General features: G+C 66.9%; 7 protein-coding genes. All 7 read right to left on the bottom strand.

The window, feature by feature from the left end:
* Position 1: 1 nt before the first annotated feature.
* Positions 2–2,440 (bottom strand): FkbM family methyltransferase, encoded by a 2,439-nt coding sequence (locus OVA11_RS08610; protein ID WP_268067038.1) that lies wholly within the window; start codon positions 2,438–2,440, stop codon positions 2–4.
* Entirely contained in the window at positions 2,419–4,437 is a 2,019-nt protein-coding gene (locus OVA11_RS08605) for an O-linked N-acetylglucosamine transferase, SPINDLY family protein (RefSeq protein WP_268067037.1), read from the bottom strand. Before OVA11_RS08605 ends, OVA11_RS08610 begins: the two co-directional genes overlap by 22 nt.
* 154 nt (positions 4,438–4,591) lie before the next feature.
* A complete protein-coding gene (locus OVA11_RS08600) occupies positions 4,592–12,031 on the bottom strand; it encodes an ice nucleation protein (RefSeq protein WP_268067036.1) in 7,440 nt (2,479 codons plus the stop codon).
* Between the two features lie 347 nt (positions 12,032–12,378).
* Positions 12,379–14,682 (bottom strand): glycoside hydrolase family 3 N-terminal domain-containing protein, encoded by a 2,304-nt coding sequence (locus tag OVA11_RS08595; protein WP_268067035.1) that lies wholly within the window; start codon positions 14,680–14,682, stop codon positions 12,379–12,381.
* A 71-nt stretch (positions 14,683–14,753) separates the two neighbouring features.
* Positions 14,754–16,100, bottom strand: a complete 1,347-nt coding sequence (locus tag OVA11_RS08590) for a dicarboxylate/amino acid:cation symporter (RefSeq protein ID WP_268067034.1) — start codon at positions 16,098–16,100, stop codon at positions 14,754–14,756.
* Positions 16,101–16,305: 205 nt separating this feature from the next.
* On the bottom strand, positions 16,306–17,661 hold the full coding sequence (locus tag OVA11_RS08585; protein ID WP_268067033.1) for a sugar MFS transporter: 1,356 nt from the start codon (positions 17,659–17,661) through the stop codon (positions 16,306–16,308).
* The gene (locus OVA11_RS08580; RefSeq protein WP_268068927.1) at positions 17,658–17,702 is read right to left on the bottom strand and encodes a hypothetical protein; all 45 of its coding nucleotides are present in this window, start codon (positions 17,700–17,702) and stop codon (positions 17,658–17,660) included. Before OVA11_RS08580 ends, OVA11_RS08585 begins: the two co-directional genes overlap by 4 nt.
* Positions 17,703–17,869 lie beyond the last annotated feature (167 nt).

Raw genomic sequence — 17,869 nt, 5'->3', positions numbered from 1 at the left:
CCTACTCCTCCAGAGTCGACGTATCGAAGCCGTGATACAGCGACAGAAACCGGAATGGATGGCCAGGCACGTACGCGCTGAACATCACGTTGTTGATGTCGCTGAGCGTGTCGAAGGCGCCGATCTTCGCGTCCTGGACCTGCAAAGCCAGGTGATGGCGCGCCAGATTCAGCGCGACCTGGTCGATCCAGCGCGTGACCGTCTCGCGCGACAGCCGCTCGTCCAGATAGGCGCGCAGCCAGCGCAGCATGATTGCGGTCGTCGCCGTGGGGCGCGCCAGGAGCAGATTGGCGGTGATCCGCGAGCCCGCCTGGGTGTTGCGCTCATTCTCGTTGAGCACGAAATCGGCGTCGCGCCATTGGTCCAGAAGGTCCTCGACGCCCCTCTGCAAAAGCAGGTCGATGTCGGAGACGAACACCGGCCTCTGTAGCAGGTCCAGCAGCCCGCCCAGGCGCTGGAAACGCACCGACTGATAGTGCGCGACCGGAATCTCGATCAGCCCCTTGGGCGGCGCTTCGTAGCAACGCGTTGTGACGGCCGAGGCGTCGAAGGCGTCTCCCGTGAAGACGAGGCGCGGATCGTTCACGCCGACGGTCGCAGCAGCGTCCGCGAGGCGCTCTGCCCCGCCGATCACATGGATCATGACCAGGAACGGCACGTCACTGTGCTTGATGACCGACAAAGCCAGCCAGCGCCCGTAGAGTTCGACATAACGCGCGTCGGCGGCGGCGAAGAACACCACCCTGACGCCCAGGGCGTCGGCGTGCGCCTTCAGCCCTTCGGCGTCGAGCGTGCGGCCATCGCCGGTCAGAAAGACCTGGGGGCCATCGTCGACCGCCGCCGGTGTGGGCGCGTCCAGCTCGCCGCCCGTCAACGCCTCCATCACCACCTGATAGTGGATCACCCAGTCGCGCCATTCGGGCGACGGAGGCTCTACCTGCAGCGTCGCCGCCTCATCGAGCAGCGCTTCGAACAGGGCCAGGCGCTCGGCGCTCAGCGGCTCGCACAGGATCAGGCTGACCGCGTCATGATAGTACTTGATGCGCCCCAAAGGGTGCAGCCCGGAGTTCAGGTCCCGTGCAGCGGCTATCGCCCTGTCCAGTTCAGCGGCGACGTCCAGCGGCGCCTCGGTCTCCGGAGGCGTAACGACCTCGTCGGGGGTCACGCCCTCGAAGAAGCGCCCCAGCAGCGCCGTCGCCGCCGCCTGTCCGGGAAGAACGCCCTCCCCCATCAGGATCTCGTAGCGCAGCCCGCCGCGCCAGCCGACCTGTAGTTCGAAACGGTCGGTCGCCTGTCGCCACTGCGCTTCACCCGGAAAGGCCATGCGCTCGACCAGCGGGGTCTTCGGCGCCAGGACCAATAGGCCCTGGTCGTTGTCGACGCCCCAACGGTGATGCGCGAAACCGCGATGCGCGCCCTCGATCTTCAGCACCTCCAGATAGCGCGAGGGCGTGGTGATCCAGCCGGCTTCGGCGAGCAGCGGCAGGCGGTCCAGCAGCACCGAAGGTCGCGCCAGGGTCTGCAGAACGTGCGGCGCAACGGCGTAGTCGAACCGCCCTTCTCGCGCCACCCGCGTCAGCAGGGCTCGGTATGTGTCCGGATCAGAGAGGTCACCGGCGTACTCGCCGGTCGGTCCGCCCAGGGTGGCGTCGCGCAGGTCCTCGGGCCATCCGGGCGGTCCACCGCCGATCAGCAGTACGCGGAAAGCCGGATCCTGCGCCTTGCGGGCCCGCAGATGGGCGACCAGCTCGCCCAGCGCATTGAGGCCCGTGAGCTGGCCAAACTGCGAGGGCCGCGCCGCCCGGCGCTTGAACAGGAAATCCAGTTGCAGAAGACCACCGTCGCGCACACCCCGCAGGCGATGGAAATCGGTGACGTCGGCCGGCATGAAACCCATCGCCCGCAGTTGCTCGAACACCTGTTCGGCGGGCGGGGCCCCCTCGTTGAAGTTCACCACCGAGATCTCAAGCAGGATGTAGTCCGCCTGCCGCAGCACGGCCTCGCCGCCGCGCAGCACGTCCAGCTCCGCGCCCTGGGTGTCGATCTTGACGAAGTCAAAGCGCCGCCCGGCCAGCAGGTCGTCCAGCCGCGCCTTGGGCACCACGCGGCGGATCATCACGTCGTCGCGGAAGAAGTCGGTATTCTCGCGATAGAGCGACGTGCCCGTCGACTGCAGCCATTCCTTGGTCAGGAACAGTTCGGCCTCGCCGTTCTCGTGCGAGGCCGCGACCATATGGCGCTCGAACGGCATGGCCGCCAGGTCCGGCTCGCAGAACGGGTTGGGCTCGACCAGGGTCGGCGCGCAGTCGGGAAACACCTGCAGGAAGCCCCGCGTGAAGCTGCCCACGTGCGCGCCGATGTCGAGCATGGTGCGCGGCGCGTAGCCGTCCAGCTTCAGGGCCTGCAGTTGCTCGCGGTTCACCGGCCCTGCCCCTCCCACAGGCGGCCATCGGGCGCGATGGCCTTGACGGCGTGTCGCCGCGCCAGCTCGCGGCGATAGACATCGTGCAGATCAGGCTCGTCTTGCGCCTCGCGCTCGTCCCGATCCAAGGCGAGACCCACCGCGAGATAGGTCGCCAGATTGGCGAGGTTCGGCTGAGGACGCAGGCCCGCCTGATACTCGGCGATCATCTCGCCGTAGAGCGTCTCAAGCTTGTCGGCCAACAGGTCCATGTCGAAGAGCACGCAGGTGTCGCGATTGGCCTCCAGCGTGGCGCGCAAGGCCTGGGCGCGCGCACGATCCGAACCGATCTCGACGGCCTTTTCGACATAGGCTGCGGCGCTATCCACGACCAGTTCGGGCAAGCCGGCGCTGCGCACCAGACTGCCGCAGACCCGCGAGGCGAACGAGCGGCCCGACCAGGTCAGGACCGGCACGGCCATCCAGAGCGCGTCGGAAGCCGTCGTGTGGGCGCCGTAGGGCGTGGTGTCCAGGAACAGGTCCGCCAGGCGATAGCGCGCCAGATGGAAGGCGTTGGGCATCTTGGGCGCGAAGACCAAACGCATGCGGTCAACGCCCCGCGCCTCGGCGGCGTCGCGCAGGCGGGCGTTGGTCTCGGGGTTGCTGTCCAGCAGCCAGAGCACGCTGCCGGGCGTGCGCTTGAGGATCTCCATCCACCGGTCAAAGACGTGGGGCGTGATCTTCTGCGTGCCGTTGAAGCAGCAGAAGACGAAGCTGTCTTCGGGCAGGCCCGCCTCGGTCCGCGTCGGGACGTCGCTGGCCACGATGCGTCGCCGGTCATTCGGCTGGTAGCAGGGAATCCGGCGAACGGCCTCCGAATAGTAGAGCTCCATTTCCGGCGGGATGATCCACGGATCGCCGATAATGTAGTGGTGGTAGTCGCTGCCCATCGTGCCGGGATAGCCCAGCCAGTTGACCAGGATCGGCGCGGGGCGGCGGGCGAAGACGGCGGTGCGGGCGTCGCGGGTGTGGCCGTTGACGTCGACCAGGATGTCGATGCCGTCGTCGGCGATGCGCTGGGCGGCCTCGTCGTCGCTCATGGGGCGGATGTCGATGAAATGCTCGGCCGCCGCCCGGATGCGTGTGTTCAGGCCATCGCTGGACTCTGGTCCGCAGTAGTAGGCGAATACCTCGACCTTGGCCTTGTCGTGCACCTCGAAGAGCTCGGCCATCAGGTAGCCGACCGCGTGGTCGCGCAGGTCGGACGAAATATAGCCGATCCGGGGGCGGCGCCCCGCCAAGTCGATCGGCGCGTCGCGGCGATCGGTACGGACTTGCTCTGGCGTGGTCTTGGCTTCGCGCTCGATGAACTGATTGGCCGCGCCCAGCTGCAGAAGCGGATCGTCGGAATAGGCCGCGATCGACAGCGGATTGACCCCGTTGAGCAGCGTTTCGCGGCTCAGGCGCTCGGTCGGCTGGACGGCGGGCCATTTGCATTGCGACAGGCGCGTGGCGACCAGCTGGCCGATGACGTCCATGGCCTTTGGATCGATATCCGCCGCCCGCTGCAAGGCCAGTTCCGCCCGGGCGGGCTGGTGCATCTCGCCCAGCAAGCGCGCGATCTGCTTGAGGCAGGTGAAGGCGTAGCTGACCCCCATGCCGTTCAACACGATCGGCCGATTGGCTCCGGCCTCCCAGGTCGCGATCGCCAGTTCTTGCAGGCCGGCGCGTTCCTGGAGCCCGCCCAGATTGACATAGGCGGGCATGAACTCAGGATTGATCTGAATAGCCTGCTCCAGCGAGGCGGCGGCGGCGACATTGTCGCCGAGCGCGGCCTGGAGGACCGAGCGGTTGAACAGGGCCACGCAGAGCTGCGGATGGTCTGGGTTGAACTTGATCCAGATCTTGTAGGCCTGGTCCGCAAGCGCCGGTTGGCCGCCGGTCGCAAGGTTGCTGGCCAGGGTGATCACATCGCCCAGCGAGCAGCCGTCTGCGGTCAGCTTGCTGAGCATTTCCAGGGCGTCGAGGTCAGCCATTGTCTTCCTGAAACCGAGGGGCGGCGGACAGGCGCAAGCGAACGCGGCGCGCGAGTCGACCGAACGCGATCATGGCATGGGGGCGGAAACTCGACCATCGGCCGAGAGGCGATCGGCCGCCGACGTCCGGAGACATCGGCGGCCGGGCTCAAGATCAGGTGACGGTCAGGTACGAGATGACCTGGGCGTCGCTCAGGCTTTGCACCTGCGTGGCGGTCAGGGCGTTGGCCTGAGTGCTGGTCATCGCCTCGATATTGGTCGTCGAGAGGAAGTCCAGCTGGGTCGTCGTCAAGCCTGGTAGCTGGGTGGTCTGCAGCTGTCCGATCTGGGTCGTGGTCAGGCTGTCGATCACCGTCGTCGTCAGAGCGCCAAGCTGCGTCGAGGCCAGAGCGCCGATCTGGGTGGCGCTGAGGTCCGAGACGTCCGTCGAGCTCAGGCCCTTGAGCTGCGTGGTGGACAGACCCCTGAGCTGGGTCGTCGACAGCGCGGCGGTCTGGGTGGCGTCCAGCGCGGAGAGGTTGGTCGCTGACAGGGCGCCGAGCTGCTGGGTGCTGAGCGCAGCGATCTGGGTGTCGGCGAACTGGCCGATATCCGTCGTGTTCAGAGCCGCCAGCTGGGTTGTGCCCAGGCCCTTGACCTGGGTGCTCGTCAAGGACCCCACCTGGGTGGCGTCCAGCGTCGAGAAGGCCGTGACCGTCAGGGCGCCCAGTTGCGAGCCCGTCAGGGCGGACAGCTGGGTGGTGGTCAACTGTTGCGCCTGGGTCGTCGCCAAGGCGCCGATGTGCGACGTTGTCAGAGCGCCAACCTGGGTGTCGGCCAGCTCGCCGATATCCGTGGTCGACAGACCCTTCACCTGGTCGACACTCAGGCCCTTGATCTGCGTCACGGTCAACGCACCCATCTGGGTGGCGTTCAGAGCCGAAAGATTGGTCGTGGACAGCGCCAGCAACTGGCTGGGGACCAAGGCCGCGATCTGGGTGTCAGCCAGCTCACCGATGTCCGTGGTGGTCAGGCCCTTCAGCTGATCCACGGTCAGGCCCTTGACCTGGGTCGTGGTCAAGGCGGTGACCTGGGTGGCGTTGAGCGCCGAGACATTGGTCGACGACAGCGCCCCGATCTGAGCGGCGGTCAGAGCGGCTATCTGGGTGTCGGCCAGTTCACCGATATCGGTGGTGGTCAGGCCCTTAAGCTGCGTGGCCGTCATGCCCTTGAGCTGAGTGCTGCTCAGCGCAGCCACCTGGGTGCCGTTGAGGGTCGAGAAGCCGGTGGCGGTCAGCGCGCCCAGCTGGGTCGAGCTCAACGCCCCCACCTGCGTATCGGCCAGATCGCCGATATTGGTGGTGCTCAGGCCCGCCAGTTGGGCGACCGTCAGACCCTTGACCTGGGTCGTGGTGAGCGCCCCCACCTGCGTGGCGTTCAGCAGGCTGATGTTGGTCGCCGAGACCGCGCCGATCTGGGTGGCCGACAAGCCACCGATCTGGGTGGTCGACAGCTCCTGGATCTGGGTCGAGGCCAGCGCCGCGACCTGGGCCGCCGACAGAGCCCCGACCTGGGTCGCCGACAGCTCGTCGATGTCGGTCACCGACAGGCCCTTCAGTTGCGTCGTCGACAACGCCTGGATCTGGGTGTTGCTCAGCGCCGCGACCTGGGTGTCCGCCATGGCGGAGATATTGGTCGCGGAGAGGTTCTTCAGCTGATCGGCGGTCAAAGCCGTGATCTGCGTGGTCGAGAGCTCACCAATGTCGGTGGTGCTCAGGCCTTTCAGCTGATCGGCGGTCAGGCCCTTGATCTGCGTGGCCGACAGCGCCGCCACTTGGGTGGCGTTGAGCGACGAGAAGCCGGTGGCGGTCAGGGCGCCCAGCTGGGTCGCGCTCAGCGCGCCGACCTGGGTGTCGGCGAGGTCGCCGATGTCGGTGGTCGTCAAGCCCTTCAGCTGCGTCACGGTCAGGCCCTTGACCTGGGTCGTCGTCAGCGCCGCCGTCTGGGTGGCGTCCAGGGCCGAGAAAGCCGTGGCCGTCAGAGCGCCGAGCTGGGTCGCGCTCAGGGCGCCCACCTGGGTGTCCGCGAGCTGGCCGACGTCCGTGGTCGTCAGGGCCGACAGCTGGCTATTGGTCAGCCCCTTGACCTGGGTCGTCGTCAGAGCGCCGACCTGGGTCGCGTCCAGAGCCGAGAAGGCCTGGGTCGTCAGCGCACCGACCTGCGTAGCGCTCAGCGCGCCAAGCTGGGTAGTCGACAGGGTCTGGGCCTGGGTCGTGGCCAGGGCCGCGAGCTGCGAGGTCTGCAGCGCCGCGATCTGGGTGTCGGCCAGATCGCCCACGTCCGTGGTGGTCAGCCCTTGAATCTGGGTATTGGTCAGCCCCCTGATCTGGGTCGAGGTCAGGGCCGCCGACTGGGTCGCTGACAGCGCCGAGATGTTGGTGGTCGACAGGTTCTTGATCTGGTCGGCGGTCAGGGCCGCCACCTGGGTGTCGGCCAGTTCGCCGATGTCGGTGGTCGATAGGTTCTTGAGTTGATCCGTCGTCAGACCCTTGATCTGGGTCGTGGTGAGCGCCCCCACCTGGGTTGCGTTCAGCGCCGAGAAGCCGGTCGTCGTCAGGGCCCCGATCTGCACCGCGGTGAGCGCCCCCAACTGGGTCGTCGCCAGCTCACCGATGTCGGTGGTGGTCAGCCCCTTCAGTTGGGTGGCCGTCAGACCCTTGACCTGCGTCTCGCTGAGCGCGCCGACCTGGGTGGCGTTGAGGGTGGAGAAGCCCGTCGCGGTCAACGCGCCCAACTGGGTCGCCGACAGAGCGCCGACCTGGGTGTCGACGAGGGCGCTGACGCTCGTCGTCGACAGGTTCTTCAGCTGATCCGCCGTCAGCCCCTTGATCTGGGTGGTGCTGAGCGCCCCGAGTTGAGTGGCGTCAAGTTGGTTCAGATTGGTCGTGGACAGCGCCGCGACCTGGGTGGACGCCAGGCCGCCGATCTGGGTGGTCGACAGTTCCTGGACCTGCGTCGTGGCCAGGGCGCCGATCTGCGCCGCCGAGAGCGCGCCGACCTGGGTCGCCGACAGCTCGTCGATATCGGTGACCGACAGGCCCTTCAGCTGGGTCGTCGAAAGCGCCTGGATCTGGGTGTTGCTCAGCGCCGCGATCTGGGTGTCCGCCAGGGCCGAGATGTTGGTCGCCGACAGGTTCTTGAGCTGGTCGGCCGTCAGGGCCTGGATCTGGGTCGTCGAGAATTCACCGATGTCGGTGGTCGTCAGACCCTTCAACTGATCGGCGGTCAGACCCTTGACCTGGGTGGCGCTCAACGCCGCCAGTTGCGTCTCATTCAGCGCCGAGAAGCCGGTCGCGGTGAGCGCGCCAAGCTGGGTCGCGGTCAACGCGGCCACCTGGGTGTCGGCCAGTTGGCCGACATCGGTGGTGGTCAGGCCCTTCAGCTGGGTGGCGGTGAGACCCTTGATCTGGGTGCTCGACAGCGCGGCCACCTGGGTGGCGTCCAGCGCCGAGAAGCCCGTGGGCGAGAGCGCGCCGAGCTGGGTCGCGGTCAACGCGGCCACCTGGGTGTCTGCCAGTTCGCCGATGTCCGTCGTCGTCAGGCTCGTCAACTGACTGGTGGTCAGACCCTTCAGCTGCGTCGCGTTCAGGGCGGCAACCTGGGTGGCGTTCCAGGCCGAGAACTTGGTCGGCCCGATGGCCCCGATGACCGTGGAGCTCAGACCCGAGATCTGGGTGGTCGTCAGGTCCTGGACGTTCAGCGCTGTGATCTGCGCCGACGACAGCGCTGCGATCTGCGTATCGGCCAGGTCGCTGATGTCGGTGGTGCTCAGCCCGGCCAGCTGAGTGTTCGTCAGGCCCTTGAGCTGCGTGACGGTCAGGGCGGCGGTCTGGGTGGCGTCCAACGCCGACAGGTTGGTGGGCGAAAGGTTCTTGATCTGGTCGGCCGTCAGCGCGCCGATCTGGGTGTTGGCCAGCTCGGAGACGTCGGTGGTCGACAGACCCTTGATCTGGTCGGCCGTCAGCCCCTTAACCTGGGTGGTGGTGAGCGCCGCGACCTGGGTTCCGTCCAGCGCCGACACATTCGTCGCTGAGAGGGCGCCGATCTGCGCCGCCGAAAGCGCGGCGACCTGGGTCGTCGACAGCTCGGCGACGTCCGTGGTCGTCAGGCCCTTCAGCTGCGTGGCCGTCACGCCCTTGATCTGCGTCTCGGTGAGCGCGCCGACCTGGGTGGCGTTCAGGGTGGAGAAGTTGGTCGCGTTCAGAGCGCCCAGTTGGCTCGCCGAGAGCGCAGCCACCTGGGTGTCTGCAAGGTTACCGACGTTGGTCGTCGTCAGCGCAGCCAGCTGGCCGTTCGTGACGCCCTTGAGCTGCGTCGAGGTCAGCGCCCCGAACTGCGTGGCGTCCATCAGGCTGAAGTTCGTCGGCGTCAGAGCGCCGATCTGGGTCGAGGAGAGACCACCGATCTGGGTGGTGGACAGCTCCTGCACCTGGGTCGAGGCCAGGGCCGTGATCTGGGCCGCCGACAGCGCGCCCACCTGGGTGGACGACAACTCGTCGATGTCGGTCGTCGTCAGGCCCTTCAACTGCGTCGTCGACAGCGCCTGGACCTGGGTGTTGCTCAGCGCGGCGATCTGGGTCTGGCTCAGCGCCGAGACATTGGTCGCCGACAGGTTCTTGATCTGGTCGGCGGACAGGGCCGCGACCTGGGTGTCAGCCAACTCGCCGATATCGGTGGTCGTCAGCCCCTTCACCTGATCCGCAGTAAGGCCCTTGACCTGGGTCGTGGTCAGCGCCGCGACCTGGGTTCCGTTCAAGGCCGAGAAACCGGTCGCCGTCAGCGCGCCGAGCTGGGTGGCGCTCAGGGCGCCCACCTGGGTGTCGCCGAGCTCACCGATGTCAGTGGTCGTCAGCCCCTTCAGCTGCGTCGCGGTCAGGCCCTTGACCTGGGTCGTCGTCAGGGCGGCGGTCTGGGTGGCGTCCAGCGCCGAGAAGGCGGTGGGCGTCAGCGCGCCGATCTGGGTCGAAGCCAGCGCCGCCAATTGGGTGGTCGCCAGTTCGCCGATGTCCGTCGTCGTCAACCCGCCGAGCTGAGCCGTGGTCAGGCCCTTGATCTGGGTTTCATTGAGCGCCCCGACTTGGGTCGCGTCGAACGCCGAGAAGTTCGTCGCCGACAGGGCTCCCACTTGAGACGCGCTCAGAGCGCCGACCTGCGTGGCCGACAGGCTCTTCACATTGGTCAGGCTCAGCGCGGTGATCTGCGACGTGGCCAGAGCAGCGATCTGGGTGTCGGCCAGCTCGCTAACATCGGTGGTCGTCAGGCCTTGCAGCTGGGTCGTCGTCAGACCCTTGATCTGGGTGGCGTTCAGCGCCGCGACCTGGGTCTGGCTCAGAGCCGAGACGTTGGTGGCGGACAGATTCTTGATCTGGTCAGCAGACAGGGCCGCGATCTGGGTGTCGGCCAGTTCACCGATGTCCGTGGTCGACAGGCCCTTGAGCTGGTCCGCCGTCAGGCCCTTGATCTGCGTGGTGGTCAGCGCGGCCGTCTGGGTCGCGTCCAGCGCCGACACGTTCGTGGCCGTCAGCGCGCCCAGTTGCGCCGTCGACAGCGCCGCCAGTTGGGTGGTCGCCAGTTCACCGATGTCGGTGGTGGTCAGCCCCTTCAGCTGGGTTGCGGTCAGACCCTTCACCTGGGTTTCCGACAAGGCGGCGACCTGGGTGCCATTGAGGGTCGAGAAGCCCGTCGCGGTCAGGGCGCCCAGTTGGGTCGACGACAGGGCGCCGACCTGGGTGTCCGCCAGATTGCTGACATTGGTCGTCGTCAGCCCGGCCATCTGGGCGTTGGTCAGCCCCTTCAGCTGCGTGGTCGTCAGGGCGCCCAACTGGGTGGCGTCGAGCAGGCTCAGATTCGTGGCGGTCAGCGCCCCGACCTGCGTCGAGGACAGACCGCCGATCTGGGTGGTCGACAGCTCCTGCACCTGGGTCGAGGCCAGTGAGCCGACCTGAGCCGTCGTAAGGGCCCCGACCTGCGTGGCCGACAGCTCCTCGATGTCGGTGACCGACAGCCCCTTGAGCTGGGTCGTGGTAAGCCCCGCGACCTGGGTGTTGGTCAGGGCCGAAACCTGGGTCTGGCTGAGCGCCGAGACATTGGTCGCCGACAGGTTCTTCAGTTGGTCAGCCGACAGCGCCGCCACCTGGGTGTCGGCCAGTTCGCCGATGTCGGTGGTCGAAAGCCCCTTCAACTGGTCGGCCGTCAGACCCTTGATCTGAGTGACCGACAGCGCCGCAGCCTGGGTCGCGCTAAGCGCCGAGACGTTGGTCGCCGTCACCCCGGCCAGCTGGCTGGTCGCCAGCGCGCCGATCTGGGTGTCGGCCAGCTCGCCGACATCCGTCGTCGTCAGGCCCTTCAGCTGGGTCGTCGTCAGGCCCTTGACCTGCGTCGTCGACAGCGCCGCCACCTGCGTGGCGTCTAACGCCGAGAAGGCGCTCGCCGAGAGGGACCCAAGCTGGGTCGCCGACAGCGCCGCGATCTGGGTGTCCGCGAGCTCGCCGATATCCGTCGTGGTCAGAGCGCCGAGTTGCGCGGCCGTCAGGCCCTTGACCTGGGTCTCGTTCAAGGCGCCGACTTGGGTGGCGTTCAACGCCGAGAAATTCGTGGCGCCCAGGGCGGCGACCTGGGTCGAGGCCAACACCGCCAGTTGGGTCGTCGAAAGCTGCTGGGTCTGGGTGGTCGCCAGAGCGCCGATCTGCGCCGTGCTCAGCGCACCGACCTGAGTGTCGGCCAACTCGCCGATGTCGGTGGTCGACAGCCCCTTGATCTGGTCAACGGTCACGCCCTTGACCTGGGTCACCGACAGCGCGCCGACCTGCGTGGCGCTCAGCGCCGAGAAGTTCGTCGCCGACAGCGCCCCGACTTGGGCGGCGGAGAGCGCGCCGACCTGGGTCGTCGCCAACTCGCCGATATCTGTGGTGGTGAGCCCCTTCAGTTGGGTGGTCGAGAGCGCCGCCACCTGGGTTGTGCTGAGCGCTCCCACCTGCGTCGCGTCCAGCGCCGACAGGTTGGTGACGCTGAGCGCGGCGACGCGATCAGCGGCCAGCGCGGCGACTTGCGTGCCGGCCAGTTCGCCGATGTCGGTGGTGGTCAGCCCCTTGATCTGGCTGGCCGTCAGGCCCTTGACCTGGGTCTCGTTCAGTTGGCCGACCTGGGTGGTGTCGAAACCCGAGAAATTGGTCGCCGAAAGCGCCCCAAGCTGCGTCGCGCTGAGGACGGCGATGTGGGAGGTGTCGAGCGCCGCCAGTTGGGTGGAGGTGAGCGCCGAAACCTGCTGGGTGGAAAGCTGCGTCAGCTGGGTGACGTCGAACACCACCGAAGTCGCGAACTTCGGGATCTGGGTGGCGGTGAGCGCCTTGACCTGGGTGGTGGAAAGCGCGGCGACCTGGGTGGTGGCGAGCGCGCCGATGCCCGTCGCGCTGATAGCGGCGATCTGGGTTCCGTTGAGCGCTTGGATGTCGGTCGTCGTTAGACCTTGGATCGCGGTGACCGAAAGGGTCGAGATCTGCGCGGCGGAAAGATTGGAGATCGCCATTCGTCCATCCTTGCTGGTGGACGCCCCCACGTGCGCCCGAGCAATTTAAAGACGCCCAATACGCAAGCGCCCCAAGATAGCCACACTAAGGCTAATTCTCGGTAACCATATTTCCTTTCCAACACCTTTCAACGAGACACGCGGCCGCAGATCGATATTGGTCGCGCGCACAACCCTAGGAACGCATTCGAACACGCTCCGAAGTTGGAAAAACCCTTTCACATCAAGGCTTAAGGCCTTCCAAGCATTGCGCTGCGCCAATCCTTGCAGCCACCCCACTTCTTGCCGCTGAGCCCGTTTTCGCGACGAGAACAAGGTCTTCGAAGACGGGTTGGAGGCCGTTCGGACGCGGTTTCGCCAAGACCCTGATTCGGGGATCAGCCCTGATCGAAGGGCAGCAGCTCGAAACTGCCCATCAGCCCGTCGACGCAGGAGTTGGCGACCCAGACGTCAAAGGCGCCTGGCTCAACGGTCCAATAGTCGTTGTCGCCGACGAACATCAGGTTTTCGCGCCTGAGCTCGAAATGGACCTCGCGCTCGGCGCCGGGCGCCAGGCTGACACGCTGGAAACCCTTCAGTTCTCTGACCGGACGCGTCCGGCTGGCGACCCGGTCGCGGATGTACAGTTGCGCCACATGGTCACCGTGAACCTGCCCGGTGTTCCGGACCTTGGCGGTGACGCGCAGCGTATCGTCCCACGCCAGGCGAGCCGTGCTCAGCTTGAGGTCCGACAGGCTAAAGCTCGTGTAACCCAGCCCAAACCCGAACGGATAGAGCGCGTCGTTGCGGATCGACCGCCAGCGCGCCTTGTACTCCTGGGCGTTGGGATCGGCGGGCGCAGGCCGCCCGGTGGTGCGGCTGTTGTAGAAGAACGGCTGCTGGCCGCTCTCGATCGGGAAACTGACCGGCAGCCGGCCGGAAGGGTTCACCGTCCCGAACAGCACGTCGGCCACGGCGTGGCCCATCTCGCTGCCCAGGAACCAGGTCGCCAGAATGGCGGGAGCGTCCTTAACCACGCCTTCCAGCGCGATGGCCCGGCCGTGTCGGAGCAGGACCACCACGGGCTTGCCGGTGGCGGCGATCGCCTCGGCCAGGCGCTGCTGGACGGGCGGGATGCGGATGTCGGTGCGCGACTTGGCCTCGCCGGTCATGTCCTGGCTTTCGCCGACCGCCAGCAGGACGATGTCCGCCGCCTGCGCTGCGGCGACGGCGCGCTCGAAGCCGCCGGCGATGGTCGTCTCGACCTCGCAGCCACGCTCCACGATGAGGTTGGCGGGATCGGCCATCTGGGCCCGCAAGCCGGTGGCCAGGTCGACGTTCAGCCTGCGGTCCGCAAAGAAACCGCCCCACGCGCCGAGCACATTGTCGCGGTCGTCGGCGAAGGGACCGATCAACGCCAGCCGCTTGCCGGCCTTCGGCAGTGGCAGCAGGCCCTGGTCGTTCTTCAGCAACACGATGGACCGCGCGCCGGACTCGCGGCTCAGCGCCCGCATCGCCAGCGTAGCGGTATGCTTGCGCTCGACCTCAGGGTCGAGGGACCGGTAGGGATTGTCTAAGAGACCAATCGCCTCCTTCAGCGCCAGCACGCGCCGCACCGCCTGGTCCACCGCCTCGACGGGCACCGCACCCGAGGTGACCAGTTCGGGCAGGTAGCGGTTGTAGAGGCCGCTCTGCATGCTGATGTCGATGCCGGCCATAATGGCTAGGCGGGCGGCGTCCCGATCATCGGCCGCATAGCCGTGCGCCACCAGTTCCTGGTCGGCGGTGTAGTCCGAGATCACGACCCCCTTGAAGCCCCACTCCCCGCGCAGAATGTCGGTCAGCAGGCGTCGATTGGCGGTGGCGGGAATGCCGTTGATGTCGTTGAAAGCCGACATCGTGGTCATCGCCCCGGCGGCGAACGACGCCTGGAACGGCGGCAGGTGCGTCTCGCGCAGCGTCGCCTCGGACATCTCGACCGAGTTGTACTCCATGCCCGCCATCACCGCGCCATAGCCGGCGAAGTGCTTGGGCGTCGCCAGCATGCTGTCCTCGGCCCTCAGGTCGCGCCCCTGGAAGCCGCGCACGCGGGCGGCGGCCATGACCTCGCCCAGATAGACGTCCTCGCCCGAGCCTTCGGCCACGCGCCCCCAGCGCTGGTCGCGCGCCACGTCGACCATCGGCGCGAACGTCCAGTGAAGGCCCGACGCCGAGGCTTCAACCGCCGCCGCCCGCGCCGTCCGCTCGGCCAGATGCGGATCGAAACTGGCCGCCTCGGCCAGCGAGATGGGGTAGACGGTCCGGAAGCCGTGGATGACGTCGGCCGCGAACAGCAGCGGGATCTTCAGCCGCGAACCCTCGACCGCCGCCTTCTGGGTGTCGAGCGCGGCCTGGGCGCCGACCCCATTGATCAGGGTTCCAATCCGCCCCGCCTTGATCTCGGCGATCAGGGTCTGGGCGTTGCGGATGTTGACCAGCGGATTGATGTCCCCGATCGGCGGGCGGATCATGTCGGCGAAGCACGACAGCTGGCCGGCCTTCTCCTCGAGGGTCATCTGGGCCAGCAGGGCCTCGACGCGCCCGGAAGCCCGCGCGAAGGCCGAAGGCGCCGTCACAGCCAGACCCGCCAGCGCGGCCGCGCCAGACAGGAATCCGCGTCGGCTCGGCCCCGGGGGGCCGCCGGTCTTCGTCTTCAAGGCCATGGAATCCCCCGGGGACGCTTCACGAGGCGGGCAAACTCGCCGCTAAAGCGTCACCGTGCAACCGCGCTCGCCTATTCGGCCGCGTAGAGCACGGGTTCGCCCGACGAACCGGCGGCGTTGTAGGCCTCCAGGTCCAGGATGCCCTCGCGCTTGGCGACCAGGGTCGGGACCAGCGCCTGGCCCGCGACGTTCACCGCCGTGCGCCCCATGTCGAGGATCGGATCGATGGCCAGCAAGAGCCCCGCCCCTTCCAGAGGCAGCCCCAGGGTGGAGAGGGTCAGGGTCAGCATCACCGTCGCGCCGGTCAGGCCGGCCGTCGCCGCCGAGCCGATGACCGACACGAAGACGATCAGCAGATAGTCCGACCAGACCAGATGCACCCCGAAGAACTGGGCGACGAAGATTGCGGCGATGGCCGGATAGATGGCCGCGCAGCCATCCATCTTGGTGGTCGCGCCCAGGGGCACAGCGAAGGCGGCGTAGGCGCGCGGCACACCCAGGCGCGTCTCGGTGACCGTCTCGGTCACCGGCAGCGTGCCGATGGACGAGCGCGAGACAAAGCCCAGTTGGATCGCCGGCCACGCGCTCTGGAAGAAGCGGATCGGGTTCAGGCCGTTCAGGGCCAGCAGGCCCGGATAGACGACCAGCAAAACCAGGCCGAGCCCGGCGTAGATGGCCAAGGTGAACGCGCCCAACTGGCCCAGGGTCGTCCAGCCGTACTGGGCCACAGCGTTACCGAACAGACCGACCGTACCGATCGGCGTCAGGCGGATCACCCACCACAGCACCTTGCGGACAATGGCCAGGGCCGAGGCGTTGAACTTCAGGAACGCTTCCCCCGCCTCGCCGACCTTGAGGGCCGCGACGCCGGTGACCATCGAAATGACCACGATCTGCAGGACGTTGAACGACAGCGACGTGCTGGCCGCGCCGGCGTCCGATATCTTGGTCGAGGCGGCCAGGCCCAGGATGTTCACCGGCACGAGGCCCGTCAGGAAATCGAGCCAGGATCCATGCGTCTTGGGCGCCTTGGCTGCGGCGGCGTCGAGGCTGGCGTGCAGGCCGGGCTGGAGGACGAGGCCCAGCGCGATGCCGATGACGACCGAGATCAGGGCGGTGACCGCAAACCAGAACAGCGTCCGCCATACCAGGCGCGCGGCGTTCTGCATCTGAGCGATGTTGGCGATGCTGGCGACAATCGCCGTGAACACCAGCGGCGGGACCAGCACGCGCAGCAACTGGACGAAGATCTGCCCCACCTGCCGCAGGGTCTCGGCCAAGGCGTAGCCGGCCTGACCTTCGGAAGGCCCCAGGTGACGTGCCAAGAGCCCCAAGCCCAGGCCCGCGACCATCGCGATCAGGACCTGGGCCCCGAACCCACTGATGAAGCGGCTGCTCTTACTTTGCGTGGCGGCCATGACGTTCCTCGACAATCGTATCGTCGAGCAATGTCGTGCTGCGCGATGGGATTTACGAGCGAGGTTTTTCCAAGGGCGACCTCAGGAAAACTGAAGCGTCCCAGAAACGGCGATCCTGACCGGACTGGGCCGCTCTCAGCCATAAAAAGAACCCCGGGAGGACGAACCTCCCGGGGGCGCTTGCAGGGCAGTCTCAGGCGAAGGGCTAGTGGCCGCTGGCCACGCCCTCCTGGATCTCGTGGGTCGGGGCCTTCTTGGCGACCAGGGCGAACCACAGGACGTAGACGTAGCAGACCAGCGGAGCGGCGAAGCCCAGGGCCATGGAGCCCGTCATCTCCTCGATCTTGGCGAAGGCCAGCGGCAGGAAGGCGCCGCCGACGATGGCCATGCACAGCAGGCCCGAGGTCGCCGAGGTCGGCGCCGACGAACGCTGCAGGGTCAGGGTGAAGATCGTCGGGAACATGATCGAGTTGAACAGGCCGATCAGCAGGGCCGCGAAGGCCGGGATCAGGCCCGTCGTCACCGGCGCCGAGGCCAGCAGCAAGTTCACCGTGCCGGCGTGCGCGCTGGGCGTCATGTCCTTGGTGAGGATGACGACAAGGCACAGCGCGATCGCGCCGACGGCCACGATGGCCAGCATCACGTAGTCCTTGATGGTCTTCAGCAAAGCCGAGCCGGTGAAACGGCCGATCATGGCGAAGACCATGTAGAAGGTCGTGAGCTTGCCCGCCTGCTCGGCGGAGATGTCGAGGATGTGCGCCTGTTCGAGGAACAGCAGCAGGTGCAGCGAGATCGCCACTTCAGCGCCGACATACAGGAAGATGCCGATCGCGCCGAGGTTCGCCCACTTGGACGTCAGGGCGGTGAACGGATTGACCAGTTGACCGGTCTTGGGCGCGGCGTCGGTGATCTTCTGGCGGACCATGAAGATCAGCAGGATGAACAGCGTCAGGCCCAGGCCAATGGCCAGATAGACATTGCTGACAAAGCCCAGCGCCTGCTCACGCATGGCGTCGGTGATCACGACGTCCTTCTCGAAGATCTCGCCCTTGAGCAGGAAGTTCGCGCCGAACCACAGGCCGCAGGCCGCGCCCAGCGAGTTGAAGGCCTGCGAGAGGTTCAGGCGGAACGAGGATTCCTCGGGCTTGCCCATCGAGGCGATCAGCGGATTGGCGGCGACCTGCAGCAGCGTGACGCCCGAGGCCATCACGAACAGGCCCACCAGGAATACGCCGAAGGTGTGCAACTTGGCCGCCGCGATGGCGATGAAGCAGCCGGCGACAATGCCGCCCAGGCCCACCATCACCGAGCGCGCATAGCCCAGCTTGGACAGGAACGCCGCTGACGGCAGCGACATGATTCCGTAGGCGATGAAGAAGGCGAAGCCGGTCAGGCTGGCCTCGACCGGCGTCAGGGTGAAGACCGTCTTCATGGTCTTCAGCAGCGGATCGAGCAGGTTGGTGACCAGCGCCCAGATAAAGAACAGGCAGGTCACATAGACGATGGCGAGCTTGACGCCCCCGCCCTTGGTCGTGGTCTTGGCGATTGCGGCGTCGGTCATTGGCCGACACCTCCGAGGTTGAAATTCAGGAACGCAATCACTGCACCACTCCCTAGTGACGATGTGTCAAATCCGTCTTCGCGCGGATGTCGCATTCACCGGAAACGTGACAACGTTGTCAACCATACGTGTGGATTTTCTCGCGTTTTCGTGTCGGCGGCGATCACCGAACCGGCCGTCGCGTTGATGCATTTCGTCGGCTGAGTCT

Source organism: Caulobacter sp. SL161, assembly GCF_026672375.1.
Taxonomy (GTDB): Bacteria; Pseudomonadota; Alphaproteobacteria; order Caulobacterales; family Caulobacteraceae; genus Caulobacter.
The sequence above is the reverse complement of the archived record's forward strand: the minus strand, read 5'-3'. Positions and strand labels throughout refer to the sequence as shown.